Raw genomic sequence first — 22,672 nt, forward strand, 5'->3', positions numbered from 1 at the left:
TGTTGGTGGACTGTTTGGCAAAATTCGCGGAGGAGAACAGGGGACACTCTTCTCTCGGGAGGGGGGGGATTTTGGGTGGGGTGCCCTTTTTCCCCCCCCCCCCCGACGGCTCCGGTTAACGCCCGGGTACCACGGAGATCGTTCCCTGGCAGACGGCGTTCTGGGAATTGACGAACCACCATCCCGCGCCGGTCTGGACGGTGACGGTGAACGACACCGTTCCGGTTCCCGTCCACGTCCGGTTGATCGGGATTCCCGGCTTCTGCTGCCACGCCGCCTCGTCGCTGACGCTGTGGCCGCTCGCGCCCGTCGTCGTGTTGTGCCAGTCGACCGACACCCGCGTGCCGTACCAGTTGATTCCGATGCTCGGGATCAGACCGCCGGGCGGCGTGGGCAGTTCATTCCCGCCGCTGAGCAGGATCGCCGGCTCCAACGCCGACCCACCCGGCCGTAGCGACTCCCCGGACGAGGCATTGACGGTCCACGTGAACGGCGGTGCCCAGACGAGCGGATTCGCGCTCGAGCACGTCATCGTCGTCGATGTCGGCGGTGCGGGCTGAGCATGTGCGACCGCACCCCCTCCTGCCACGACGGCGGTTCCCAACCCGACAGCAGTGAGTGCCGTAGCGCATGCGCGGCGCCCCAACTGGTTGCTCATGAGCCCTCCCATTTCTTCATTCCCCGAGACCCGAGACGTACCTCGCCCCTGGACTTTCGGCGGCGGACAAGAATTCGTTACAGATCGTGCGATGCGGACGTTTCTCCTGCAGCTGTATTCGGGTCCCGACGACCGGCTTTCATGCGGTCACCATGGGCTTCCGGGTCTTTCAGTTGGATGCTGACGCAAGATCGCTCGCTGTCAGCGCGAGGATGTCGTCGGCGTGGCTGACGGCGATGAAATGGCCACCACCGCTGACCGGGTGCCAGACGGCGCCCGGGGTTCGATCGGCCACCGTCTTGTTGATGATCTCGGGGACCAGGGTGTCTGCACTGCCCTGCCAGAAGTGCACCGGGCGTTTTACTTTGGTCATGTCGAACGGCCAGGCCTCGTAGAGCATCGTGGCGTCGACGACGAGTCCGTCTGCGCCGTGGCGAAAACACTCCCGGCTTGCCTTCAGGAAGGTTGCGAGGACGTCCTCGTCGGCCAGTACCTCCCGGTCCGCCGCGCAGGCCGACTTCGTGATCGCCCGCCCGTAGCGATCCTCGAAATGTGTGGCACTTATGCCGAGCAGCTCGTACATGAGCGTGAAACCGGGGTGGAAGTGCAGCGCCAGGCGACCACCCAGCGCGTCCACGCTGCTCAGATGCTTCGCGGCCCAGTTCGCGCCGAACGTTCCGTAGTTGCCGCCGGCGATGCACACGACACTGACCAGTCGCATCGGGTCCAGATACGCGGCCGCCGCCAAGGCCCACGGCCCGCCCTCGGACCAGCCGGTCACCGCGAACCGGTCGGCGTCGAACGAGTCGGCCAGCAGCAGGAGGTCGGCGGTCCAGCTTTCGAAGGTGCGACCGGGCTGGAGGTCGGACCCGCCGATGCCCGGCCGATCCGCGCAGACGAATCGCAGTCCGTTGGCCTTCGCGTACGAGTCGAACAGTTCGGCCTCCCATCGGCTCGACGGTCCGCCGTGGTTGTGCAGCACGAGCGGCCCGCCCGGGTCACCGGCTTCGAGATACGTGATGGTCCTGCTGCCGATCCGGATGCTTCCCTCGCTCGTCACGTGGACTCCTCACAGTGTCGGCCCGACGCCGAAACCGGGTGGGCGGCGTCGAAACTGCAGGTACTCGGATCTTTTCCATACTAGGCTCGACGGGTGACTCGTCCCGAGCAGAAGGGGATATCCGGCGTGGTGCAATCAACGGAGCGGCACGGCGTGCGCAGGCGCGGCGGTCTCACCTTCCTCTCGATCGTCCTGGCCGGGGTCGTGCTCGCGGCGGGGTGCGGGCAGCAGGACTCCGGGTCCGAGGCCGAGTCGCAGCCGGTTGCGACGACCTCCGGAGCGAACCTCGTACCACCCGAACGTCTGCTCGGATTGGACGTCGTACAGAACTACTTTCCGGAGATGGAACGCCAGACGGCGACGAGTGAGAACACCACAGCGTCCGGTGCCCCCGACGCGACGCGAATGGTCATCTATGAAGGCGGCGACGGGAGGAGGGTCACCGTCTCCGTGGATCAATATGCCAGCCCCGACGCGGCCTCGACCGCATTCGAGCAGGCGATCGGCAAAAGCGAAGTCGTCCAGGGGTTCACACCGCTGCCTGCGCCGGCCGATGTCGGCGACAAGGCGTTCGCCGGAACCGTGACCCAGGGAGCGGACACGCACATCGGGTACGGCGCGCTCGCCGGCGAGTACGTTGTCGGGGTCACGTCGGCCGGCTATCCGGCCACCCCCGAGAACGTCGGCAAACTGACTGAACTGACCCGGGCGGCCGTCGAGAAGGCCACCACGGCTTAGGGCCGCGCCAATAGCGCGTCAGGATTGTGGTCACCGGAGTCAGATCGGCGTCAAGGCTCGTCGAATCCTCGCGTGAGGGGGGTAGATCTGGAACTGGATCCCCAGGAGGTTCCGATGACGCTTCATCTTCCCCACCCATTCGTTCACGAGCGGCCGCGTCAGGACACGGTGCTCGACCTCTCGGTTCTCGGTGCGACCGGGCCGGGTATCGAGGACGCGCTACGCGCGGTGATGGAACAGCCGCAGCTGCGGCTCGTCGGTTTCCGCTGCGCTGCGGATTCCGAAGCCATTGGGGACGCGATCGGGCTGATGGAACAGGTCCGGCGCGACTCCGGCGTGATCCTGACGGAACTCGTCGTGCAGGGCGAGGGCGGGGCGGACGTGCAGGAGGTCGTCGACGAGGCTTTGGACGAGGCCTGCGCCCGAAACCGGTATCCCCGTCCGAGCGTCGCGTTCACGCACGCCCGGGTGTCCACGTTGACGAAATCTTGACGCGGGCACCCCTTGCGCCCTGTTGAACGCGCGTTTAGCGTACTAAACATGCGTTCAACCAGTCCCGGTTCCGAGGTCCCGCACCCCGACATGACCACCCGCGCGCGAGTGCGCGACGCGGCCATCACGGTGTTCGGCAATCACGGCTTCAGTACCGGAGTGCGGGCGATCGCCACCGCGGCCGGGGTGTCGCCCGGCCTGGTGATCCACCATTTCGGATCGAAAGACGGCCTGCGCGCGGAATGCGACGAGCACGTCCTCCGCATCATCCGGGAACAGAAGGCGGAGGCGATCTCCACGCCCGGACCGGCGGGCGCCATGCAGGCTCTCGCCGACATCGAGCAGTACGCCCCGCTCGTCGCGTACATCGTACGGAGTTTCCAGGCAGGCGGAGGTCTCGGCGAATCCCTCTTCGAGCACATGGTCGAGGACACCGAGGAATACCTCGCACTCGGAGTGGCGACGGGCAGGGTACGGCCCAGCCGCAACCCGCAGGCCCGGGCACGCTACCTCACCCTTTACAACGTCGGCGCCATGCTGCTGTACCTGCAGATGCGCGCCGACAAGGAAACCCCGCTCGACTACGCCACCGCCATCCGCGACCTCGCCACCGACGTCACGCTGCCCGCCCTCGAGATGTACACCGAAGGCCTGCTGCCGGATTCGTCGACGCTCGACGCATACCTGGCCACCGAAGACGGCGCCGCGCAGGCGGGCGCGGCGCCCGCAGAACATCCCGACTCCCCGAACTAGGAGCAGCTATGAACGCGATCATCGAAGTGCGCAACCTGGTGAAGACGTTCGGACCGACCCGCGCGCTGGACGGACTCGACCTCGAGGTCGGCGAAGGGGAGGTGCACGGATTCCTCGGGCCGAACGGCGCCGGCAAATCCACCACCATCCGCGTCCTCCTCGGCAGCCTCCATTCCGACAGCGGTGAGGCCACCGTCTTCGGCCGCGACCCCTGGCGTGACGCGGTGGCACTGCACCTCGACATGGCGTACGTCCCCGGCGACGTGACGCTGTGGCCGTCGTTGTCCGGCGGCGAGACCATCGACCTCCTCGCCCGGATGCGCGGCGGACTTGACGAGACCCGCAAGCAGGAGTTGATCGAGCGCTTCGACCTCGACCCGCGGAAGAAGGGCCGGGCGTACTCGAAGGGCAATCGGCAGAAGGTGGCGTTGGTGTCGGCGTTCTCGTCGAACGCCCGCCTGCTTCTGCTCGACGAACCGACGTCGGGACTGGATCCGTTGATGGAACAGGTTTTCCGTGAGTGCGTCGCCGAGGCCCGGGACCGCGGGGTGACGGTGCTGCTGTCCAGTCACATCCTGTCGGAGGTGGAGGCGCTGTGTGAGCGGGTCACCATCATCCGGTCGGGACGGACCGTCGAATCCGGCACGCTGGCATCGATGCGGCACCTCAGCCGGACGTCGATCACCGCCGAACTTCTCGGTGATCCCGGCGATCTGAGTCGCATCGACGGCGTGGCGGACATCCAGTTCGACGGGACGACGCTGCACTGCCAGGTCGACAGCGAGCATCTCGGTGAGCTCATCCGGGTGCTCGGCGACACCGGCGTACGCAGCCTCGTCAGCGAGCAGCCCACCCTCGAAGAACTCTTCCTGCGACACTACGAGATCGACGACGGCACCACGGCGTCGCCCGGCACGGGGGAGAAGGTGCGGGCATGACTACCGCAACGGTGTCCCGGTTCCGGCCTGTGGAACCGGCGCCGGTATCTTCCTCGGATTTCACGGGGACGCTGCACTTTCTGCGGTTGTTCCTGCGCCGGGACCGGATCGCGCTGCCCCTGTGGGTGCTGATCTTCGCGTTCGCACCCGCGCTGTACGTCGCGAGCATCGCCGACATCTACACCTCCCCGGCCGACCTGGCGGAGTTCGCGGCCACCACGGCGGCCAGCCCCGCACAGATCGCCATGTACGGGCCGATCTTCAACTCCAGTCTGGGCTCGGTGGGGGTGTGGAAGGCCGGCATCTATTACACGCTGATCGGGCTGGTGGTGATCCTGACCGTCATCCGGCACACCCGCGCCGAGGAGGAGACCGGCCGGGCCGAGCTTCTCGACTCCACCGCCGTCGGACGGTATTCAGGTCTGACCGCGGCGCTGATCCTCGCTGGTGGTGCCTCCGTCGTCACCGGGATCCTCTGTGCGGCAGCGTTACTCGCCCGCGACCTCCCGGTGGGCGGCTCGGTGGCCTTCGGGACGTCGCTGGCCTGCTCGGGTCTGGTGTTCACGGCGGTGGCGGCCGTTGCGGCCCAGGTGAGCACCGGCGCCCGCGTCGCCCGCGGCGTCGCGTTGACGGTGCTGGGCGTCGCGTTCGCGTTGCGCGCGATCGGTGACGCCGGCAGCGGCACCCTGTCGTGGTTCTCGCCGCTCGGCTGGGCGTTGCAGATCCGTCCGTATGCCGACGAACGCTGGTGGGTCGTCATCCCCAGCCTGGTCACGGCGGCCGTACTCACCTGGGCGGCATACACTCTCTTGCGCCGTCGCGATGTCGGCGCCGGCCTGATCGCCGAACGGCCCGGTCCCACCGACGCATCGCCTGCGCTCGCCGGAACCCTCGGGCTTGCGTGGCGGATGCACCGCGGCACACTCGCGGCCTGGACCGCCGGGCTCGGACTGTACGGACTGCTGATCGGCAGCGCCGCGAACGGCGTCGGCGGCCAGGTCGGCAACAGTCAGACGATCCGGGACATCATCCTGCGGATGGGTGGGTCGCAGTCGCTGGAGGAATCGTTCATCGGCTACGCGTTCACCATGCTCGCCATCGCGGCCGCGGCCTACGCGATCTCCGCGTCGCTGCGGTTGTACTCGGAGGAGAACGCTCAGCGTCTCGAACCCGTGACCGCCGGTTGCGTCGGCCGGGTCCGGTGGGCGTCGAGCCACATCCTGTTCGCGTTGCTGGGTCCGGCGGTCGCGATGGTGGTGGCCGGGGTGGCCGCAGGACTCACCTACGGCGCGTCCGTCGGCGACGTGGGTGGGGCCCTGCCGGGTGTGGTCGGGGCGGCGCTCGTGCAGCTTCCCGCGATCTGGTTGCTGGCCGGAGTGACGGTCCTGCTGTTCGGCGTGATCCCGCGGTTCACGCCGGTGGCGTGGGGAGTGCTCGTCGCGTTCCTGCTGATCTTCATGGTCGGGTCGATCGCGCAGTTCCCGCAGGCGGTACTGAATCTCGAGCCGTTCAGCCACGCTCCGAAGCTGCCGGGCGGCCAGTTCGAATGGGCGCCGATCGGGTGGCTGCTACTGATCACGGCCGCGCTGATCGTGTCGGGTGTGGCGGCGTTCCGGCGGCGCGATCTGCGCTGATCCCCGGCCGGTGTGCACACTGAAGGCATGGCACGTGTGCACACCGGCGAGTCCGTCCTGGCCCGGACGGTGCGAATAGTCGAATCGTTCCGTTCGGACGATTCGTTGCTGACGGTGTCCGAGATCGCCCGCCGGGCCGGTCTCCACATCTCCACGACGTCGCGGCTGATCGACGAACTGGTCGGGTGCGGCTGGCTCGAGCGTGAGGACCGGAAGGTGCGGATCGGGGTGCGCCTGTGGGAGGTCGCGTCGCGGGCGTCCCCGACCCTCGGGCTCCGGGAAGCGGCGATGCCGTTCATGGAGGATCTGCACGCCGTCGTCGGGCAGCACACGCAACTCGGTGTCCTCGAAGGCGACGAGGTGTTGTTCATCGAGCGACTCACGGCGCCGGGCGCCGTGGTCAACTACACGCGCATCGCCGGCCGGATGCCGCTGCACGTCTCTTCGTCCGGGCTGATCCTGCTCGCGCACGGACCGTCGGAGCTCCAGGAACGGATCCTCGGGGAGCCGTTGAAGGTGTTCACCGACAAGACGATTCGTACCCCACGACAGTTGCGGGGTGTGCTGGCGGACGTGCGCCGACACGGCTACATCCTCTGTGCCGGTCACCTGTACCCGGACACGACGGGTGTTGCGGTTCCGGTGCGGGACGGCACCGGCAAGGTGGTCGCCGCGCTGTCGGTCGTCGTGCCGAACGACGAGAAGGCGTACGCGCAGATCCCCGCGCTGCAGGCGGCCGCGAAGGGTATCACCCGGGTAATGGCGACCGCGTCGAAGTAGGCCCACTGCGGTGGACTATCCGCCCCGCCCGTGCCACGGTGGAAGCGGAACCACTTCTCCCGGAAAGCGCAGCGCCATGGAAAGCACCGCACAACCCAGCCCCCTGGAATGCCCGGACTGCCACGCCCTCACCGCGGATCTCGAGGCCCACAAACACTGGCATTCCCGGCTCGTGCACGACATCGCCACCGCGGTCGACAAGGACATGAACCGGCGGGCCCACACCTCCTGACTCAGTCGGCAGACACGGAGAGCACGACTTTTCCGCGCACCTGACCGTCGACGAGGCGCCGGAGTGCCGTGGCGGCCTCGCCCAGCGGGTACGTCCGCTCGACGACCGTGACGTCTCCCGACTCGACGAGGTCGCGGAGCACGCGCAGGTCGGCGCCGTCCTCCTTCGAGACGAACACGCACAGTGTCTGACTCACGAAGGGGGACAGAGCGAGTGCGCGGAGTTGACGATCCGTGCCGCCCAGCCACCGTCCATCCGTTTCGCCGCCGACGATGACGAGTCTCCCGCGCGGAGTGAGGACCCGGCGCAGCCGCGACAGCGACGTGTTGCCGCCGATGTCGAGGACGACGTCGTAGCGTCGTCCGAGCCAGGTGACGTCGTCGACTGTGTAGTCGACGACGTGATCGGCGCCGATCGACCGGACCAGGTCGACCTTCGCGGTGCTGCACACGCCGGTGACCTCCGCGCCGTACGCCTTGGCGATCTGCACGGCGAACGTGCCCACACCGCCGGAGGCGCCGAGGATCAGCACCGACTGCCCCACTGCGACTCGGCCGTGGTCGCGTACCGCCTGCAGCGCCGGGAGGCCGGAGATCGCGATCGCCGCGGCCTGCACGAACGTCAGATCGGCCGGCTTGTGTGCGAGTTTGGCCGCGGGCGCGCACGCGTACTCCGCGAACGTCCCGGTGCCGATGCCGAAGACGGCGTCGCCGCGTCGGAATCCGGTGACACCGTCGCCGACCGCCTCGACGCGCCCGGCGAGGTCCATTCCGGGAACGGCGGATTTGGGCCTGCGGAGGCCGTACCCGGCGAGGCGCAACGGGTACGGAAGTCCGGTCACGAGGTGTGCCACGCCGCGATCGACTCCCGCCGCGTGTACTCGGACCAGCACCTGGCCGGCGGCGGGAACGGGTATCGCGAGGTCCCGTGGTTCGAGGATCTCGGGTGGGCCGTATACATCCTGGGCGACGGCCTTCATCGTGCCGCGTCGGTGCCTGGACGCGTGGTTGGGGCGTTCGGGTTCGGTCGGTGACTCCATCTTCGGGCTCCGTTCGAGGGTGGGCCGGGTGCGCAATCCCTGACCTCTGCTTACAGTGTAAGCTTACAATGTAAGTCTGGTGCTTACAACGTAAACTTTCGCCGATGGAGAATGAGCGATGACAGAACCCCGTGTTCCCCTGACTCGGGAGCGGGTCCTGCGCGCCGCCGTCGATCTTGCCGACGACAGCGGTTTCGACGCCCTCACGATGCGCCGCATCGCGCACGCGCTCGGGGTGGAGGCGATGTCGCTGTACCGCCACGTGAAGAACAAGCCCGACCTCCTCGACGGCATGGTCGACGTCGTCTTCGGCGAGATCGACCTGCCGCAGACGGGGCTCGATTGGAAGACCGCGATGCGCCGGCGGGCGATCTCCGCGCGCGACGTGCTCGCGCGGCACCGCTGGGCCACCGTTCTGATGGAGTCCCGTGCGACGCCCGGCCCGGCAACGCTTCGTCACCACGACGCGGTGCTGGGGATTCTGCGGTCAGCGGGATTCTCCATCGAGCTTGCTGCACACGCCTTCTCGGTGCTGGACAGCTATATCTACGGGTTCGCGATGCAGGAAGCGAGTCTGCCGTTCGGCTCGTCCGGCGAACTCGCCGACGTCGCGACGGCGATCCTGGGGAGTGTCCGGGCCGACAAGTACCCACACCTTGCCGAGTTCGTGACGGAGCACGCGATGGCTCCCGGATACGAATTCGGCGACGAGTACGAATATGGACTCGATCTCGTCCTGGACGGACTCGAGCAGGCTGTCCTGCGCGTCGAGTGACCCCGGTTACGTCTCGACTTTCAACTATTGAAAATGCTCTGGCGGCTCGGCCCCCGGTCGGAAGATCCTCGAACAAACGCGAGATCGAGGAGTCGAAATGCCACAGAACCCGGTTTCTTCCGGTGCGCCGGCGGACGCGGCGCTGCGAGTTGTCGCCAAAGAGGTTGTCGCGGAGGGCGTCGTCGCGCTGACGTTGCGGCACCCGGACGGCCGGCGGCTGCCGGACTGGGCGCCCGGCGCCCACATCGACCTGATGCTCCCGAACGGGCTGATCCGCCAGTACTCGCTGTGCGGTGACCGTTGGGACGCGCACACCTACCGGGTCGGGGTGCTGCGGGAACCCGCCGGCCGCGGCGGGTCCGCGTACGTCCACGACGAACTGGCCGAAGGCGACCTCGTCGGGATAGGCGGCCCGCGCAACAACTTCCCGCTCGTCCCCGCGCCGAGGTACCTGTTCGTCGCCGGCGGCATCGGAATCACTCCGCTGCTGCCGATGATCCGCCAGGCGGAACTGATGGGAATCGACTGGCAACTCCTGTACGGCGGGCGCACCCGGACGTCCATGGCGTTCCGGGACGAACTCGCCGGCTACGGCGACCGGGTGGTCGTCGTGCCCCGGGACGAGCAGGGCCATCCCGACCTGCCCGCGTATCTCGCCGCGGCCGCCGCCGCCCAGGCGAAGGTCTACGTGTGCGGACCCGGCCCGCTACTTGCGGCCGTCGAAAGCTGTTGCGCCGACTGGCGTGTGGGCTCGCTACGGACCGAGCGTTTCGTGCCGCAGGACCGGGGCGCGCCGCTGCGCGACGAACCGTTCGAGGTGGAACTCGCGCGCTCCGGCCTCGCGGTGACGGTGCCTCCCGGCGCCAGCGTCCTCGACGCGGTTCAGGCGGCCGGGGTCAACGTCCTGTCGTCGTGCCGCGAGGGCACGTGCGGGACCTGCGAGACGACCGTCCTCGCCGGCGACCCCGACCACCGCGATTCCGTCCTCGACGACGACGAGCGATCCGCAGGCGACTGCATGCTCATCTGCGTCTCACGGTCGTGCTCCGACCGTCTCGTGCTCGACCTCTGACCCACCCACACGTGACACACCCAGCGAAGGGATTTCCCGTGACGATGTTCGCCCCTGCCCCCGCGTTGCCCGTCAGCGACGCCGACCCGTTCGCCCTCGACGTCCTGCAGGACCCGTTGCCGTTCCAGGCGAACCTGCGGGACGCGGGCCCGGTCGTGTACCTGCGGCGCTACGACGTCTTCGCGCTCGGCCGCTATGAGCAGGTCCATGCCGCGCTGACCGACTGGCAGTCGTTCCAGTCCGCCGCCGGGGTCGGGTTGAGCAACTTCCGGTACGAGACCCCGTGGCGGCCCCCGAGCATCCTGCTCGAGGCCGACCCGCCGCACCACGACGCCCCGCGGGCGGTGCTGAGCAAGATTCTGGGTCCGCGCGCACTGCAGAAGCTCAGGGCGTCGTGGATTCGGGACGCAGACATCCTCGTCGACCAGTTGCTCTCGAACGCAATCGAATTCGACGCGGTCACCGATCTCGCTGCCGCATTCCCGCTGCGGGTGTTCCCGGACGCCGTCGGCATCTCCGGCACCGGGCGGGAGAACCTGCTGCCGTACGGCGACCACGCCTTCAATGCGTTCGGTCCGGTCAACAGCCTGGTGGAGAAGGGGGCGCCCCGGGTGGCCGAACTGTCCGGCTGGGTCGACGAGCAGTGCGCCCGCGACGCGCTCACCGGCGACGGCTTCGGTGCGCAGATCTGGGCGGCGGCCGACCGCGGCGACATCACGTACGAGCAGGCGCCGCTCGCCGTGCGCTCGCTGCTGACGGCAGGCGTGGATACCACGGTCAACGGGCTCGCGGCCGTGCTCTACGCGTTCGCGCGGCATCCGGAGCAGTGGGCGAGGCTGCGCGAGAATCGCACGCTGGCCCGGACGGCGTTCGACGAGGCCGTGCGGTGGGAGTCACCGGTCCAGACGTTTTTCCGCACGGCCACGAGTGACGTCGAGATCGGCGGCACGGTGATCCCCGACGGCAGGAAGATTCTGATGTTCCTCGGCGCCGCGAACCGTGATCCGCGCAGGTGGGACGATCCGGACGCGTTCGATCTCCGCCGGAATCCGTCCGGGCACGTGGGGTACGGAATGGGCATCCACCAGTGCGTCGGCCAGCATGTCGCGCGCCTCGAATCGGAGGCGTTGCTGACGGCGCTGGCCTCCCGGGTGGAGTCGCTGGAGATCGCCGGGCCGGTGCGCCGTCACCTCAACAACACGCTGCGGTCGTGGGAATCGGTGCCGGTGAGGGTGCGGCTCGGCTGACCATACGTACGTATGTATTGACGGTGCCCGGTCCGTCGTGGCCGGTTACGACGTGTCGGCGGCGGACTCGTCGATGTCGAAGAGTTCGCCGATCAGGCCGCCCAGGAATCGCCGGTGCTGCGAGGACACCTCGGCCGCCGCTTCTCCGTCCCGGGTTGCGCACAGGTCGATCAATTTGTCGTGGTGCTGGATCGCGTCCTGCCAGCCGCGGAGGCTGGAGAACTTGCGGTAGTAGATCCGGTGGATCTGGGGGTGCACCTGGTGCATGAGCCGCTTGAGCAACGGGTTGGCGGCCGCCTCGACGATGATGCCGTGAAGGGTGTCGTCCGCGGCGAGAGCGGCACCGATGTCGTTGGCCTTGATCGCCTGCGCGAGGTCGTCGTTGGCGCTGCGCATCACGGCGATCATGTCGTCGGTGAGGTTGGGAACCCCCGTCTTCACGGCCAGCTGGTCCAGAACTTCCATCACTGCGAGCGTTGATTCGACGTCGGCGCGGTTCAGCGGGGTGATCCGGGTGAAGGCGGCGGGTTTGGCCTCGACGAGTCCGGTGTCGATCAGCCGTGCAAGCGCCTCGCGGACCGGGGTCCGGCTCAAGCCCAGATGTTCAGCCAGCTCGCTGTCTTTGACCTTGGATCCGGGCGCGAGCTCACCGGTGACGATCGCGTCGCAGATCCGCTCGAACGCGACGTCGCTCATGCGAGGGCGCTCCACCGGATTATCACGCAACATACTGGATACTGTAACGCTGCACGATGCGCGCTCCAGGGGCCGCGTGGGCGCGGGCCGGGCACCATGCCGCGAAGGTATCGAGAACGTCTTCCTTCAGTCAACCAATATATTGGATGTGGTGTACTGTTCGACAGGCAGCGATCGACCTCAGTAGAACGGCGAATAGGTGCTGGTGGAAAAGTTGAGCGAGTGCGATGTGCGGATCGAGCACGACTCGATCGGAGATCTGGCGGTGCCGGCGCGGGCGTACTACGGCGTCCACACCGCCCGTGCGAGGGACAACTTCGCCATCACGGGGTCTGTGATCGGCCAGTACCCGGCGCTCGTCGCGTCGCTGGCGACGGTGAAACAGGCGGCCTGCCAAGCTAATCGAGACCTAGGTCTCATCGACGACCGGCGCGCCGATGCCATTGTGGCCGCGTGCGCGGAGATTCGGGCTGGGGCGCTGCTCGACCAGTTTCCGATCGACCCGATCCAGGGCGGTGCGGGTACGTCGTCGAACATGAACGCCAACGAGGTGATCGCGAATCGTGCACTCGAGATCCTGGGATTCGGTCGCGGCGCCTACTCCGAGCTCGACCCGCTCACCCACGTGAACCTGGGGCAGTCCACCAACGACGTGTACCCGACCGCGATCAAGCTCGCGCTGGTCGAACACCTTCGGCTGTTGATCGCGTCGCTCGGTCGGCTCGCAGAGTCGTTCGACCGCAAAGCGATCGAGTTCGACGACGTCGTCAAGATGGGGCGTACCCAGCTTCAGGACGCGGTACCGATGACCCTGGGGCAGGAGTTCGCGGCCTACTCGATCATGTTGAACGAAGACTGCGCCCGGCTCTCCGAGGGCGTCCTGCTGCTGCTCGAATCCAACCTCGGTGGCACCGCCATCGGCACCGGGATCAACGGTCATCCCGAGTATTCGGCGCTCGCCTGCAACTACTTACGCGAATTGACCGGCGAACCGGTCGTGCCGGCAGGCAACCTCGTCGAGGCGACCCAGGACTGTGGAGCATTCGTGCAGGTCTCCGGCATCCTCAAACGCGTCGCCGTGAAACTGTCCAAGACGTGCAACGATCTGCGGCTCACCTCCTCGGGGCCGACGGCAGGGCTCGGTGAGATCAATCTGCCTCCGGCTCAGGCGGGTTCGTCGATCATGCCCGGCAAGGTGAATCCGGTCATCCCCGAGATGGTCAACCAGGTCGCGTTCGAGGTGATCGGCAACGATCTCACGGTCACGATGGCGGCCGAGGGCGGGCAGCTCCAGCTCAACGCATTCGAGCCGGTCATCGTCTACAGCCTGTTGCGTTCGACGACGCACCTGGCCGCGGCGGCAGACACCCTGGCCGTCAAGTGCGTCGACGGGATCACCGCCAACCGCGACCACCTCGAGCAGGGCGTGCGGCGCTCGATCGGCATCGTCACCGCGCTTTCGCCGTTCATCGGGTACACCGCCAGCGCGGACATCGCCAAGCGGGCCCTCGCGACCGGGGCCTACGTCGGCGACCTCGCCGTCGAAGACGGCCTGCTCACCCAGGCGCAGGCCGACGACATCCTGTCGCCCCGGCGTCTCGCCGGCCTGCTCACCGCGCCCACCGTGGATCGCGAATTCACCGCCCTCGACCCGGTCGGCGGCGTCCCCGCGCACTGACCGACGAATCCACCCGCACTATCGAGAGAAACGAGAAACGGATGACCCTCACACCTCCGGCGCACGCCGTCGTGGTCCCCGCGGCACATGCGCGCTCCTGGCTCCTGGTCGCGGGCTCGCGCCCGGAAGAGTTCGCCGCAGCCACGAACTCGGCGGCCGACGCAGTCATCTTCGACCTCGAGGACGGCGTCGTTCCGGCGTCGAAAACGCGGGCCCGCGACCATGTGGCCGGCTTCCTCGCCGGTGGGGGTGCCGGGTGGGTGCGCATCAACAATGTCACCACCGCGGACTGGGCCGAGGATCTGGATGCGATCCGCGGGCTCCCCGGCCTGCGTGGCGTGATGCTCGCCAAGACCGAATCCGCGGACCACGTCGACCGCACGGCCGCCGAGCTGCCGCAGACGCCGATCCTCGCGCTGGTCGAATCGGCGCGTGGCGTCGAATTCGCCTTCGATATCGCCTCGGCGGACTCGACGACCCGAATAGCGTTCGGCACCGGCGACTTCCGCCGGGACACCGGCGCCGGCGATGCCCCCGACGCCCTGGCGTACGCGCGGGGACGACTCGTCGTCGCGAGCCGCGCCGCCGGGATCTCCGGACCCATCGACGGCCCGTGCCTGACGGGCGAACCCGATCTCACCGACGCCCTGGCCGTCACCAGGACGATGGGCATGACCGGCAAGCTCTGCATGCGTGCCGGTGACACGGCGACCGTCAATCGTGCACTGTCCCCGCAACACACCGACGTGGAATGGGCCACCGAGGTCATCGCACAACTCGGCGCACAGGGCGAGAACGTCGCCGACGGCAGCGACCTCCCCAAACTCGCTCGCGCCTTGCGAATCACCCACCTGGCCGACGTCTTCTCGGTGTCGGCGTGAGATTGTCGTCCGTCGACTCCGACCAGTCCCGGTCGCGGGTGTAGAGCAGTTCCGCAGCGCGCACGGCGAGCCAGAGTTCGGACAGTGAATTGGTGTCCGCAAGGTCGCGGGACGTCAGCGCCTCGACCTTGCGGATGCGGTACATGACCGTCTGCCGGTGAATGTGCATCGCTTGCGCCGTCTGCTGCCACGACCGCTGGTTCTGCAGGAAGGCGTCGAGCGTTTCGACGAGCCGCGAGTTGTGCTGTTCGTCGTAGTCCAGAACCGGGCGCAGGATCCTGTCCACCAGGGTTTGTGCGTCGGCCACGCTCGACAGCCCGACCCACGGGACGGCGCTGCCGTATCGGGATACGATCGTCTCGCGGCGTTCGGCGATCGACAGTGCCCACAGGGCCTCCCGGGCCGCATCCTGAAAACGTGCGAGGGACCCGAGGGTTCGGCTGATGCCGATGCGGGCGGTCGGGCCCAGCGCGCGGGACAGCACCGTGTCGGTGTCCGGGCCGTCCGGCACGAGGACGTGCGCGGTACCCATGCGCACCAGGCACAGATACGGAAGGGTGTTCCGCCACAGCGAATTGTGCAGTTCGAGCATCCGTTCCGGCTCTTCGCTGCGCGCCGCCACCAGCACGGCCGACTCGGGTGTCAGCCCCAGCTCGGCGAGCTGGGCGGTGACCCCGGAGATGTCCATGCGGCCCTCCAGCATCTGCGTGAGAAGCCCCGCACCGTAGCGGCGTTCGTGCTCGAGCATCAACTGTGTCTGGGACAGCTCGATGGCGACCACCGTGGCGGCATGCTGGAGCTGGATCGGGTCGACCCCGGCCTTCGGGTCACTGAGCGTCACCAGTGCGGCACCGGAGTGCCGGGGAATGCCGGTGAGCATTGCGGCCCGGTTGCCGACCGACGGAAGTCCGTATGCGCCGCCCGTCACATTCTTCGACGCCTCGGACAACGCCACCACGGCGTCGCTGAGCGTCGGATCCAGCGGCTGTGTGCCGGGAAACCAGGGCTCCCCGGTGGCGCGGTCGCATACCTGAATCTCGCAACCCAGTTCGCGCGCGAGTGCGGACAGGAGGTCGGCGGGCGCGTCGCCGCGGGCGGTGTGCCGGCGAATCAGGTCGTAGATGCGGACGGTGCGACCGAGTCGTTGTGACTGGTCGACAAGGGTGGCCTCGGCCACCGCCCGGGAGATGGCGACGAAGGGGAGTGGGTACCGGATCCACAGGACCGGGAAGCCCAGTTCGTCGCTGGTGCGCGTGAATGCCGCCGTCAGCCGCGGGCAGTACATGTTCTCGCCGATGCCCAGCCCGGCCACCCCGGCGCCCGCGAGGTGCCGGACCAGATCCGCCTGGTCTTTCGCCGACTTCGGGAAAGACATGCCGTTGGTCATCAGGAACTCGCCGCCGGTGACCCAGCGCCACGGTTCGGGCAGGTCGGACGTGTGGGTCCAGGTGACCTCGCGACCGAGGCCGGACGCCCCGGAATATACGTCCAGGCGCAGATGCGGGATCTCGACCAGCTCACCGACGGTGATGGCCACGGAACCTCCTCTGCGTCAATGCCCAATCATGTTTGTGCGATCGAATAAAGCGTAACCACCGGTTTTGCGCATTGGCTACTCGTGCTGCGCCGGAATGGCCAGGCAGTCTGTGTTGGACGTCACAACCGGCAGCACCCGCACTTGATCCAGTCCAGGAGCCCCAATGACAACTACCGGTCATCTCATAGACGATGCACCGCTAACTTCCTTCCACAAGAAGCTGACGGCGTTCTCGTCCGGCGGGCCGTTCATCGACGGCTTCGCGTTGTCGATCATCGGCGTCGCGCTCATCACCCTCGAACCGGCCATGGATCTCAGCGCCACCGAGATCGGTCTCATCGGCGCGGCCAGCCTGGTCGGCATCTTCGTCGGCGGCGGTGTGTTCGGGTACGTGACGGACAAGATCGGCCGGCACGTCATGTACATCGCCGACCTCGTCGCGCTCGCCGTGTTCTCCGTCCTCTCCGCGTTCTGCGGTGAGGCGTGGCAGATCATCCTGCTGCGATTCCTGCTGGGTGTGGCCATCGGCGCCGACTATCCGATCGCCACGTCGCTGCTCGCCGAGTTCCTGCCGAAACGGCAGCGTGGCCGACTGCTGGGTGCCATGTTCGTGGTGTGGGCCCTCGGCGCCGCGGCCGCGTACGTGGTCGGTTTCTTCGCGAGAGGACTCGGACCCGACGCGTGGCGCTTCCTGCTGGCGAGCCCGGCGATCTTCGCGATCATCACGCTGCTCGCCCGGATGGGCACCCCGGAGTCTCCGCGCTGGCTGATGAGCAAGGGGCGGATGGCGGAGGCCGACGCGTCCATCAAGCGCGTCTTCGGCGAGCAGTACGGCGTCGCCGACCTTCCCGAGGAACCCGTCGTCAGCACGTCCTTCTTCCGGGTGTTCCAGAAGCCCTACCTTCGCCGCACCATCTTCGTGGCGATCTTCTGGACGGCCCAGGTGATCCCGCTGTTCGCGGTGTACACGTTCGCCCCCGACCTTCTCGAGTCCTTCGGGCTGTACGGCGACGCCAACCTGTACGGCGGTTCGCTGATCATCGCGATCCTGTTCGTGGTCGGCGGCATACCCGGACTGTGGCTGGTGGAGAAGATCGGCCGCCGGAAGCTGCTGATCGGTTCGTTCGCGATCATCGTCGTCGCGCTCGCCGTGCCCGCGCTGATTCCCGACGTCTCGGCGAAGATCTTCTTCCTCGCGCTTGCGGTGTTCGCCATCAGCTCCGGTGCCTCGAGCTTCCTCGAGGTGGTCTACCCGAACGAGTTGTTCCCCACCGAGGTCCGGGCCACCGCCGTCGGCATGGGCACGGCGATCAGCCGGATCGGCTCTGCCGCAGGCACCTATCTGATGCCGATGGCGCTGGTGACGTTCGGGGCCGGCGGGGCGTTGATGATCGGCGCGGTGGTCAGCCTGGTCGGCCTCGTCGCGTCCCTCTTCCTCGCACCGGAGACCCGCGGCGCGTCGCTGTCGGACACCGCGTCGAAAACCGAGTCGGAAGAAGTAGAGAAGTCCGTCGATCCCGACCCGGCGCCCGTGACGCGCGCCTGACCTGACAAGAACCTTCCCGAGTACAGGAGAGACAGCCATGCCCCAGCCCAGAGAGACCCTCGTCGGTGCACTGCCCGCAACCCAGGTTCCCCGTTACGCCGGCAAGGGCACGTTCGCCCGCATCGCCGACATCCACGAGGTCGACGACTACGACATCGCGATCCTCGGTGTCCCCTTCGACGGCGGCACGTCGTACCGGCCCGGCGCCCGGTTCGGCCCCATGGCCGTCCGGCAGGCGGCGCGTGCGCTGCGCCCCGGTTATCACGTCGAACTCGGCGTGGCACCGCTCGAAGAAGTGCAGGTCGTCGACGCCGGCGACGTGACGGTGACGCCGTACGACCTCGGCGAGGCCTGCCGGCAGATCGAGGCACACGCCGCCGAGATTCTCGGCGGTGGCGACCGGAAGATCGTCTCGATCGGCGGCGACCACACGATCGCCCTGCCGAATCTGCGGGCCCTGCACGCCCAGCACGGACCGATCGCCCTGGTGCACTTCGACGCTCACCTCGACACCTGGGACACCTACTTCAGTCAGCCGGTGACGCACGGGACGATCTTCCGGCGCGCATTCGAAGAGGGTCTTCTCGTCGAGGACCACTCCATTCACGTCGGAATCCGCGGTCCGATCTACGACCAGGCCGACCTGAACGACGACGCGCGGATGGGATTCCGGATCATCCGCGCGGGCGATCTGGACGTGATGGGCATCGAGGCGGCCGTCGACGTCGTCCGCCGGCGTGTCGGTGACGTGCCGGTGTACGTGTCGATCGACATCGACGTCCTCGACCCCGCATTCGCCCCCGGAACCGGCACGCCGGAAGCAGGTGGCCTGACATCCCGCGAACTGCTCCGGATGCTGCGCCAGCTGACCGGGCTCAACGTCGTCGGCGCCGACGTCGTCGAGGTGGCCCCGGCCTATGATCACGCCGAAATCACCTGTGTCGCAGCCGCTACCGTGGTATTCGACCTCGTGTCGCTCATGGTCGCGGGTTCACAGCGCGACACCGTGTCCGCGGCGGCCGAAGCCATCGGTGCGTCGGTGCCGAGTTACTGAACATCCTGAATCTCTCAGCGTCCCGACGAAGCGGTGCCCCGGAGACGGGGCACCGCTTCGCGGCGCACGGCTGACGCGATTCCGCCGAAGGGCCGAAGCCAACACCACGCTGGTCACTCCCTTGAAGCGATCGATTGCCGCCTCGATGACGGCGTGGTCGTCGATCAGATCGGGGCCTGCGAAATCGTCCGAGACCTGGCCGCACTGGATTGACACCGCACCCAGCCACGGGGCGCGGTAGTGACTCCGCCTCGTTCGCGCTATCATCAATTTGTATCCGATAATCGATGAAAGTAAGGGGTCGAGTGTGATGAACGAGCCCACCGACGCCAGCACCGAAGCCCGCTACCTGCGAGGCGATCTCGGCTTCGAGGATGCGCTGCGGGAGGTCACCGGCACCGACGTCGACCGGACGTTCTTCGCCCAGATCCTGCACAGTCTGTCCGACCAGAACCCGGCAGCACCGCCGCTATCCGACCACGATGCAACCCTGCTCGACCAGGCCGGGTTCGTCGACGACCCGGCCGCGGCGACCGCCGCTCGGGTGGATCGCGACATTCGCATGCAGGAACTGGTCCGCAGCTCCCTGTCGATCGCCGAGGCCGCGGACCGTCTCGGGGTGACCGCGGCCCGAATCCGGCAACGCCTCGGCGAGGGCACCCTGTGGGCATTTCAGTCGGGCCGCAACCGGTTGCTGCCGCCCGCCCAGTTCACCGACACCGGCGCGGTGCCGCATCTCGACCAGGTGGTGCCGCTGTTGGCGAAGGATCTGCACCCGCTGACCGTGCAGGCATTGCTCACCCGCCCGCAGCCGTCCCTGACCGTCGAGGGCCGGCCGGTGTCGATCGTGGCATGGCTGACCGGCAGCGCCGGAGCCGCCGACGACATCGAACAGGCCCGAGGCGTGATCACCGCCGCCGAATGGGAATCGGCATAGATGGGGTCGATGCTGCCCGCGCCCCCGACCATCACCGAGCTCCGTGACGCAGCCGTGCGCGGCGAGGAAGTGATCAACTGGCAACCGACCGAAATGATGTGGCGGGTGCATCGCACCACCGGCACCCGGGTGCTGCCCTGGAACGGAATGCGCACATTCGGGCCGATCCTGCGGTTCGACCACCACCCCACCCCGCGCGCCGAACATCCCGGCTACGGCATCTGGTACGGCGCCTCCAGTCCCCGCGGCGGGTTGGCCGAGGCGTTCCAGAGCGCCCGGCTGATCGACCGGCACCGCGGCGACCCGCATCTGACCGGGCTGCGATTCATCCGGCCGCTGAGATTGCTCGACGTATCCGGCATCGGCGAGGGGGCGTGGGCGACCCGGGTCGGCGGCAACCACGCCCTCGACTCCGCGACGCACGGACGAACCCAGCACTGGGCCCGCACAATTCACCGCGCCCACGACGACCTCGACGGGATCATCTACCGCGGCCGGTTCGCGGGCAGTGTTTGCATCGCGATCACCGACCGCGCCGCTGACTCGTTCCCGGCGCTGCCGGCGTTGTCGCTGCCGTTGTCGCATCCCGGGTTGTCCGGGCCGATCGACAGCGCGGCCTATCAGCTCGGCTATACCGTCACCTGATTGCGACACACACGCGGTGAATCGCTGGGACCCGTGGCCGCATGTCCCGTGACGGCACCGCATCGACTGCAGCACGATTCTGTGTCGACGAAGCGGTGCCCCGGCGACGGGGCACCGCTTCGCGGCGCACTACGCCGGCCACGTGAACAGGGCGTCGCTCCGGTCGTGCTGGAATGCGGCGGACCTGAGGACGTCGAGTGTGGTGGCATCGGTTGCGTCGACGCTGGTTTCGATGGAGAGGGCGCCGCATGCCCAGAGGTGCTCGATCGCGGTCCGGACGACGCCCACCGACCGGTCCCGGGTGTCGGCGGCCGCGTCGAGGCGGAGTAGGCCGACACGGTGCGGTTCATCGGTCAGGCCGACCCGGACGTGGCCTGCGACGGCTCCGTCGGCGTCGGTGACGCACAACCGCCTCGTGTCGGTGGCGTCGGCCTCCTCGAAGTGCTGCCACACGGACGGCGCACCGGCGTCAGGGCCGGCGTCCGCCGTCGCCACGAAAGGCGGCCGCGGGAGTCGCGCCATGCGAGACGCGGCATAGTCGGCGCGGGACGGCAGGAGGAGTCGGTCGCGTCTGCCCCCGAATTGTGCGCCGAATCGCCGTGCCAGCCGTCCGGACGCCGGATGTGAGCCGTAGGAGCATCCCACGAACGTCGCGCCGTCCACGGCGACGAACGGTGCCGGCAGACCCGACAGGTCGGCACCGAGCGTCTCGAACACGACGGTGGCGACTCCCATCGACCGGTACCGCGGATCGACGACGATGTCGACGGCCCACAGCGACGATCCCAGTTCCCGCGCGGTGATCACCGCGGCGAGCACGGGCTCGCTCGGCGCCGCGGCGGTCCACCGGTGCAGCAGGGTGCGGACCTCGGCGGTGAGGTAGTGAGCCGAGGAGCGCGAAAAGGACTGTTCCGGTGCGGAGAAACCCATCTCCGCGTCGGCGTCACGCGCCGCCTCGAACAGGTGCGTGGTGTCGCGGGCCGGGGGGCCGTCGTAGCATCGGAGCGAGATCAGCTCGGCCTCGGCGGTGGTGGGCACGCTCACGCCTCCGGTGCCGTCTCGACCAGACGCCGCACTTCCCGCCGGAACAGATGGCTGGCCAACTCGTTCCGGCCGAGCAGCATCGTGCCTGCGTCCATGCTCGACAACACTCGCTGCGAACCGTCGAGGATCGGGAAGTCCTCGTCGTGGAGGATCGAGATGAGGATGTCCCAGTTTTTCTTCCACCGTTTCTCCCAGTGTTCCTCGGCCAGCCCGCTGTCCTCGACCGTCGGGGCCATCACCCGCATCTGCATGATGGACTCGTTCGGATCCGCCCCCACCGGACGGAACGTGAGCAGCTCGATGTGGGTCGCGTGTTTGAGCAGCATGGTGTTCGGTGCGAGGAAGCAACTCTCGATGGTGTGGTTCACCATCGACGGATCCCACGTCACGTCCTGGCCGATGAACTGGTCGATGCTCTTGCGGCTGGTCAGGAACCAGAAGTGCCGACCGTAGTCCTCCATGGCAACGGCGTTGGTGTGCAGCATCTTCCCTGCCGTGTTGGGATGCGCATACTTCACGTGGTAGTTGTCGAGGAACCCGTCCTGCATGATCTTCCAGTTGGTGGGGCGACGATAGGTGTGCGGATCGATGCTCACGAGGCGGTCGATGCCGAATCCGGCGAGGATCTCGTCCATCTCGGGACCGAGCCAGGCCGCGACGTCGATTTCTCGTCGGGCGTTGTCGATGATCCAGACGAAGCCGTGACGCTCCTCGACGGGAAGCTCGACGAGACCGAATCGGGACCGGTCGAATTCGCCGAAAGTGTTGTCGAGGGTCACGTTGCGCAGCCGGCCGTCGGGATCGTACGACCACCGGTGGTACGGGCACGAGAAGATTCGGCACTTGCCGGACTCCTCGGTCACCAGTTCGGCTCCGCGGTGCCGGCACGCGTTGACGAACGCCTTGACGCTGCCATCCTTCTGCCGGATGACGATGGCCTTGTTCCTGGGAAGTTCGACGGAGATGAAATCGTTCTTGCCGGCGAGTTCGGTGCTGTGGGCGACGATGAACGGCACCTCACCGAAGATGCGGTCCCGTTCGAGTTCGGCCACCGCAGGATCGTGATAGTCGGTCGACTGGAACGGTGCGATCTCGTCCCATTGGTCGGTGACGGAATCGCTGAGGTGGGTGAGTAGTTTGCGCAGTGCGCGGTCTCGCACTGTCTGCATGTCGTGATCGATGCTCATGGTGAAGGGACTCCGATGTGGTCGAGGTGTCGCATGCGGGAGCGCGGTG

Annotated in this window: 23 protein-coding genes; 16 read left to right on the forward strand and 7 right to left on the reverse strand. The window is 67.7% G+C overall.

The features are described 5' to 3' along the window. Positions 1–115 precede the first annotated feature (115 nt). Positions 116–658, reverse strand: coding sequence for a hypothetical protein (locus tag ACFU5V_RS08020; protein WP_378698235.1), 543 nt, complete (start codon positions 656–658; stop codon positions 116–118). Between the two features lie 169 nt (positions 659–827). Further along, the gene (locus tag ACFU5V_RS08025; RefSeq protein WP_378432901.1) at positions 828–1,718 is read right to left on the reverse strand and encodes an alpha/beta fold hydrolase; all 891 of its coding nucleotides are present in this window, start codon (positions 1,716–1,718) and stop codon (positions 828–830) included. A gap of 126 nt (positions 1,719–1,844) precedes the next feature. Here ACFU5V_RS08025 and ACFU5V_RS08030 point away from each other — a divergent pair, with 126 nt between their 5' ends. The 7 genes from ACFU5V_RS08030 to ACFU5V_RS08060 all read left to right on the forward strand — a co-directional run bounded on the left by ACFU5V_RS08030 (position 1,845) and on the right by ACFU5V_RS08060 (position 7,285). Continuing rightward, positions 1,845–2,456, forward strand: coding sequence for a hypothetical protein (locus ACFU5V_RS08030; protein ID WP_378698429.1), 612 nt, complete (start codon positions 1,845–1,847; stop codon positions 2,454–2,456). A 114-nt stretch (positions 2,457–2,570) separates the two neighbouring features. Next, on the forward strand, positions 2,571–2,948 hold the full coding sequence (locus tag ACFU5V_RS08035) for a decarboxylase (protein ID WP_378432902.1): 378 nt from the start codon (positions 2,571–2,573) through the stop codon (positions 2,946–2,948). Between the two features lie 48 nt (positions 2,949–2,996). Beyond that, positions 2,997–3,701, forward strand: a complete 705-nt coding sequence (locus ACFU5V_RS08040; RefSeq protein ID WP_378698237.1) for a TetR family transcriptional regulator — start codon at positions 2,997–2,999, stop codon at positions 3,699–3,701. Positions 3,702–3,709: 8 nt separating this feature from the next. Continuing rightward, complete coding sequence (locus tag ACFU5V_RS08045) at positions 3,710–4,639, forward strand: ATP-binding cassette domain-containing protein (RefSeq protein ID WP_378698239.1); 930 nt, start codon at positions 3,710–3,712, stop codon at positions 4,637–4,639. Next, positions 4,636–6,273 carry an ABC transporter permease gene (locus tag ACFU5V_RS08050; RefSeq protein ID WP_378698241.1) on the forward strand — a complete coding sequence of 546 codons (1,638 nt, stop codon included), beginning with the start codon at positions 4,636–4,638 and terminating at the stop codon, positions 6,271–6,273. Before ACFU5V_RS08045 ends, ACFU5V_RS08050 begins: the two co-directional genes overlap by 4 nt. Before the next feature lie 27 nt (positions 6,274–6,300). Beyond that, positions 6,301–7,053 (forward strand): IclR family transcriptional regulator, encoded by a 753-nt coding sequence (locus ACFU5V_RS08055; protein ID WP_378432908.1) that lies wholly within the window; start codon positions 6,301–6,303, stop codon positions 7,051–7,053. A gap of 76 nt (positions 7,054–7,129) precedes the next feature. Next, positions 7,130–7,285, forward strand: coding sequence for a hypothetical protein (locus tag ACFU5V_RS08060; protein ID WP_378432909.1), 156 nt, complete (start codon positions 7,130–7,132; stop codon positions 7,283–7,285). Between the two features lies 1 nt (position 7,286). On the opposite strand, the gene ACFU5V_RS08065 is transcribed toward ACFU5V_RS08060, so the two are convergent. Beyond that, the gene (locus ACFU5V_RS08065) at positions 7,287–8,324 is read right to left on the reverse strand and encodes an NAD(P)-dependent alcohol dehydrogenase (protein WP_378698243.1); all 1,038 of its coding nucleotides are present in this window, start codon (positions 8,322–8,324) and stop codon (positions 7,287–7,289) included. A 118-nt stretch (positions 8,325–8,442) separates the two neighbouring features. On the opposite strand from ACFU5V_RS08065, the gene ACFU5V_RS08070 reads away from it, so the two are divergent. The 3 genes from ACFU5V_RS08070 to ACFU5V_RS08080 all read left to right on the forward strand — a co-directional run bounded on the left by ACFU5V_RS08070 (position 8,443) and on the right by ACFU5V_RS08080 (position 11,418). Beyond that, a complete protein-coding gene (locus ACFU5V_RS08070; RefSeq protein ID WP_378698245.1) occupies positions 8,443–9,099 on the forward strand; it encodes a TetR/AcrR family transcriptional regulator in 657 nt (218 codons plus the stop codon). A gap of 97 nt (positions 9,100–9,196) precedes the next feature. Beyond that, a complete protein-coding gene (locus ACFU5V_RS08075; RefSeq protein WP_378698247.1) occupies positions 9,197–10,171 on the forward strand; it encodes a PDR/VanB family oxidoreductase in 975 nt (324 codons plus the stop codon). A 44-nt stretch (positions 10,172–10,215) separates the two neighbouring features. After that, on the forward strand, positions 10,216–11,418 hold the full coding sequence (locus ACFU5V_RS08080; protein WP_378698431.1) for a cytochrome P450: 1,203 nt from the start codon (positions 10,216–10,218) through the stop codon (positions 11,416–11,418). Between the two features lie 45 nt (positions 11,419–11,463). Here ACFU5V_RS08080 and ACFU5V_RS08085 read toward each other — a convergent pair whose 3' ends face one another. Further along, positions 11,464–12,114: a GntR family transcriptional regulator gene (locus ACFU5V_RS08085; RefSeq protein ID WP_378432914.1), complete on the reverse strand. Its 651-nt coding sequence runs from the start codon at positions 12,112–12,114 to the stop codon at positions 11,464–11,466. A gap of 229 nt (positions 12,115–12,343) precedes the next feature. Between ACFU5V_RS08085 and ACFU5V_RS08090 the strand changes: the two genes are divergently transcribed. Further along, positions 12,344–13,792 carry an aspartate ammonia-lyase gene (locus ACFU5V_RS08090; RefSeq protein WP_378698433.1) on the forward strand — a complete coding sequence of 483 codons (1,449 nt, stop codon included), beginning with the start codon at positions 12,344–12,346 and terminating at the stop codon, positions 13,790–13,792. Between the two features lie 41 nt (positions 13,793–13,833). After that, a complete protein-coding gene (locus ACFU5V_RS08095) occupies positions 13,834–14,673 on the forward strand; it encodes an HpcH/HpaI aldolase/citrate lyase family protein (RefSeq protein ID WP_378698249.1) in 840 nt (279 codons plus the stop codon). On the opposite strand, the gene ACFU5V_RS08100 is transcribed toward ACFU5V_RS08095, so the two are convergent. Continuing rightward, complete coding sequence (locus ACFU5V_RS08100; protein WP_378698251.1) at positions 14,636–16,210, reverse strand: PucR family transcriptional regulator; 1,575 nt, start codon at positions 16,208–16,210, stop codon at positions 14,636–14,638. The two genes, ACFU5V_RS08095 and ACFU5V_RS08100, sit on opposite strands and share 38 nt — an antisense overlap. Positions 16,211–16,373: 163 nt before the next feature. On the opposite strand from ACFU5V_RS08100, the gene ACFU5V_RS08105 reads away from it, so the two are divergent. From ACFU5V_RS08105 to ACFU5V_RS08120, 4 genes are all read left to right on the forward strand, one after another. Beyond that, positions 16,374–17,756 (forward strand): MFS transporter, encoded by a 1,383-nt coding sequence (locus ACFU5V_RS08105; RefSeq protein ID WP_378698253.1) that lies wholly within the window; start codon positions 16,374–16,376, stop codon positions 17,754–17,756. 37 nt (positions 17,757–17,793) lie between these two features. Continuing rightward, positions 17,794–18,810, forward strand: a complete 1,017-nt coding sequence (speB, locus tag ACFU5V_RS08110; RefSeq protein ID WP_378698258.1) for an agmatinase — start codon at positions 17,794–17,796, stop codon at positions 18,808–18,810. Between the two features lie 310 nt (positions 18,811–19,120). Next, positions 19,121–19,747 (forward strand): hypothetical protein, encoded by a 627-nt coding sequence (locus ACFU5V_RS08115; RefSeq protein ID WP_378442564.1) that lies wholly within the window; start codon positions 19,121–19,123, stop codon positions 19,745–19,747. Then, on the forward strand, positions 19,748–20,392 hold the full coding sequence (locus ACFU5V_RS08120) for an RES family NAD+ phosphorylase (RefSeq protein WP_378442562.1): 645 nt from the start codon (positions 19,748–19,750) through the stop codon (positions 20,390–20,392). Positions 20,393–20,521: 129 nt separating this feature from the next. Here ACFU5V_RS08120 and ACFU5V_RS08125 read toward each other — a convergent pair whose 3' ends face one another. After that, complete coding sequence (locus ACFU5V_RS08125; protein WP_378698262.1) at positions 20,522–21,430, reverse strand: hypothetical protein; 909 nt, start codon at positions 21,428–21,430, stop codon at positions 20,522–20,524. 2 nt (positions 21,431–21,432) lie between these two features. Beyond that, positions 21,433–22,623, reverse strand: a complete 1,191-nt coding sequence (locus tag ACFU5V_RS08130; protein WP_378698264.1) for an aromatic ring-hydroxylating dioxygenase subunit alpha — start codon at positions 22,621–22,623, stop codon at positions 21,433–21,435. Positions 22,624–22,672: the final 49 nt, after the last annotated feature.

This window comes from Rhodococcus sp. NPDC057529, assembly GCF_042802055.1.
In the GTDB taxonomy this organism is placed as follows: Bacteria; Actinomycetota; Actinomycetes; order Mycobacteriales; family Mycobacteriaceae; genus Rhodococcus_F.

Excerpts from the sequence above, each read along its gene's own strand:
- ACFU5V_RS08020 (WP_378698235.1), bottom strand. The coding sequence starts at position 658 with ATGAGCAACCAGTTGGGGCGCCGCGCATGCGCTACGGCACTCACTGCT.
- ACFU5V_RS08035 (WP_378432902.1), top strand. The coding sequence starts at position 2,571 with ATGACGCTTCATCTTCCCCACCCATTCGTTCACGAGCGGCCGCGTCAG.
- ACFU5V_RS08040 (WP_378698237.1), top strand. The coding sequence starts at position 2,997 with ATGCGTTCAACCAGTCCCGGTTCCGAGGTCCCGCACCCCGACATGACC.
- ACFU5V_RS08045 (WP_378698239.1), top strand. The coding sequence starts at position 3,710 with ATGAACGCGATCATCGAAGTGCGCAACCTGGTGAAGACGTTCGGACCG.
- ACFU5V_RS08050 (WP_378698241.1), top strand. The coding sequence starts at position 4,636 with ATGACTACCGCAACGGTGTCCCGGTTCCGGCCTGTGGAACCGGCGCCG.
- ACFU5V_RS08055 (WP_378432908.1), top strand. The coding sequence starts at position 6,301 with ATGGCACGTGTGCACACCGGCGAGTCCGTCCTGGCCCGGACGGTGCGA.
- ACFU5V_RS08060 (WP_378432909.1), top strand. The coding sequence starts at position 7,130 with ATGGAAAGCACCGCACAACCCAGCCCCCTGGAATGCCCGGACTGCCAC.
- ACFU5V_RS08065 (WP_378698243.1), bottom strand. The coding sequence starts at position 8,324 with ATGGAGTCACCGACCGAACCCGAACGCCCCAACCACGCGTCCAGGCAC.
- ACFU5V_RS08070 (WP_378698245.1), top strand. The coding sequence starts at position 8,443 with ATGACAGAACCCCGTGTTCCCCTGACTCGGGAGCGGGTCCTGCGCGCC.
- ACFU5V_RS08075 (WP_378698247.1), top strand. The coding sequence starts at position 9,197 with ATGCCACAGAACCCGGTTTCTTCCGGTGCGCCGGCGGACGCGGCGCTG.
- ACFU5V_RS08080 (WP_378698431.1), top strand. The coding sequence starts at position 10,216 with ATGTTCGCCCCTGCCCCCGCGTTGCCCGTCAGCGACGCCGACCCGTTC.
- ACFU5V_RS08085 (WP_378432914.1), bottom strand. The coding sequence starts at position 12,114 with ATGAGCGACGTCGCGTTCGAGCGGATCTGCGACGCGATCGTCACCGGT.
- ACFU5V_RS08095 (WP_378698249.1), top strand. The coding sequence starts at position 13,834 with ATGACCCTCACACCTCCGGCGCACGCCGTCGTGGTCCCCGCGGCACAT.
- ACFU5V_RS08105 (WP_378698253.1), top strand. The coding sequence starts at position 16,374 with ATGACAACTACCGGTCATCTCATAGACGATGCACCGCTAACTTCCTTC.
- speB (WP_378698258.1), top strand. The coding sequence starts at position 17,794 with ATGCCCCAGCCCAGAGAGACCCTCGTCGGTGCACTGCCCGCAACCCAG.
- ACFU5V_RS08115 (WP_378442564.1), top strand. The coding sequence starts at position 19,121 with ATGAACGAGCCCACCGACGCCAGCACCGAAGCCCGCTACCTGCGAGGC.
- ACFU5V_RS08120 (WP_378442562.1), top strand. The coding sequence starts at position 19,748 with ATGGGGTCGATGCTGCCCGCGCCCCCGACCATCACCGAGCTCCGTGAC.
- ACFU5V_RS08130 (WP_378698264.1), bottom strand. The coding sequence starts at position 22,623 with ATGAGCATCGATCACGACATGCAGACAGTGCGAGACCGCGCACTGCGC.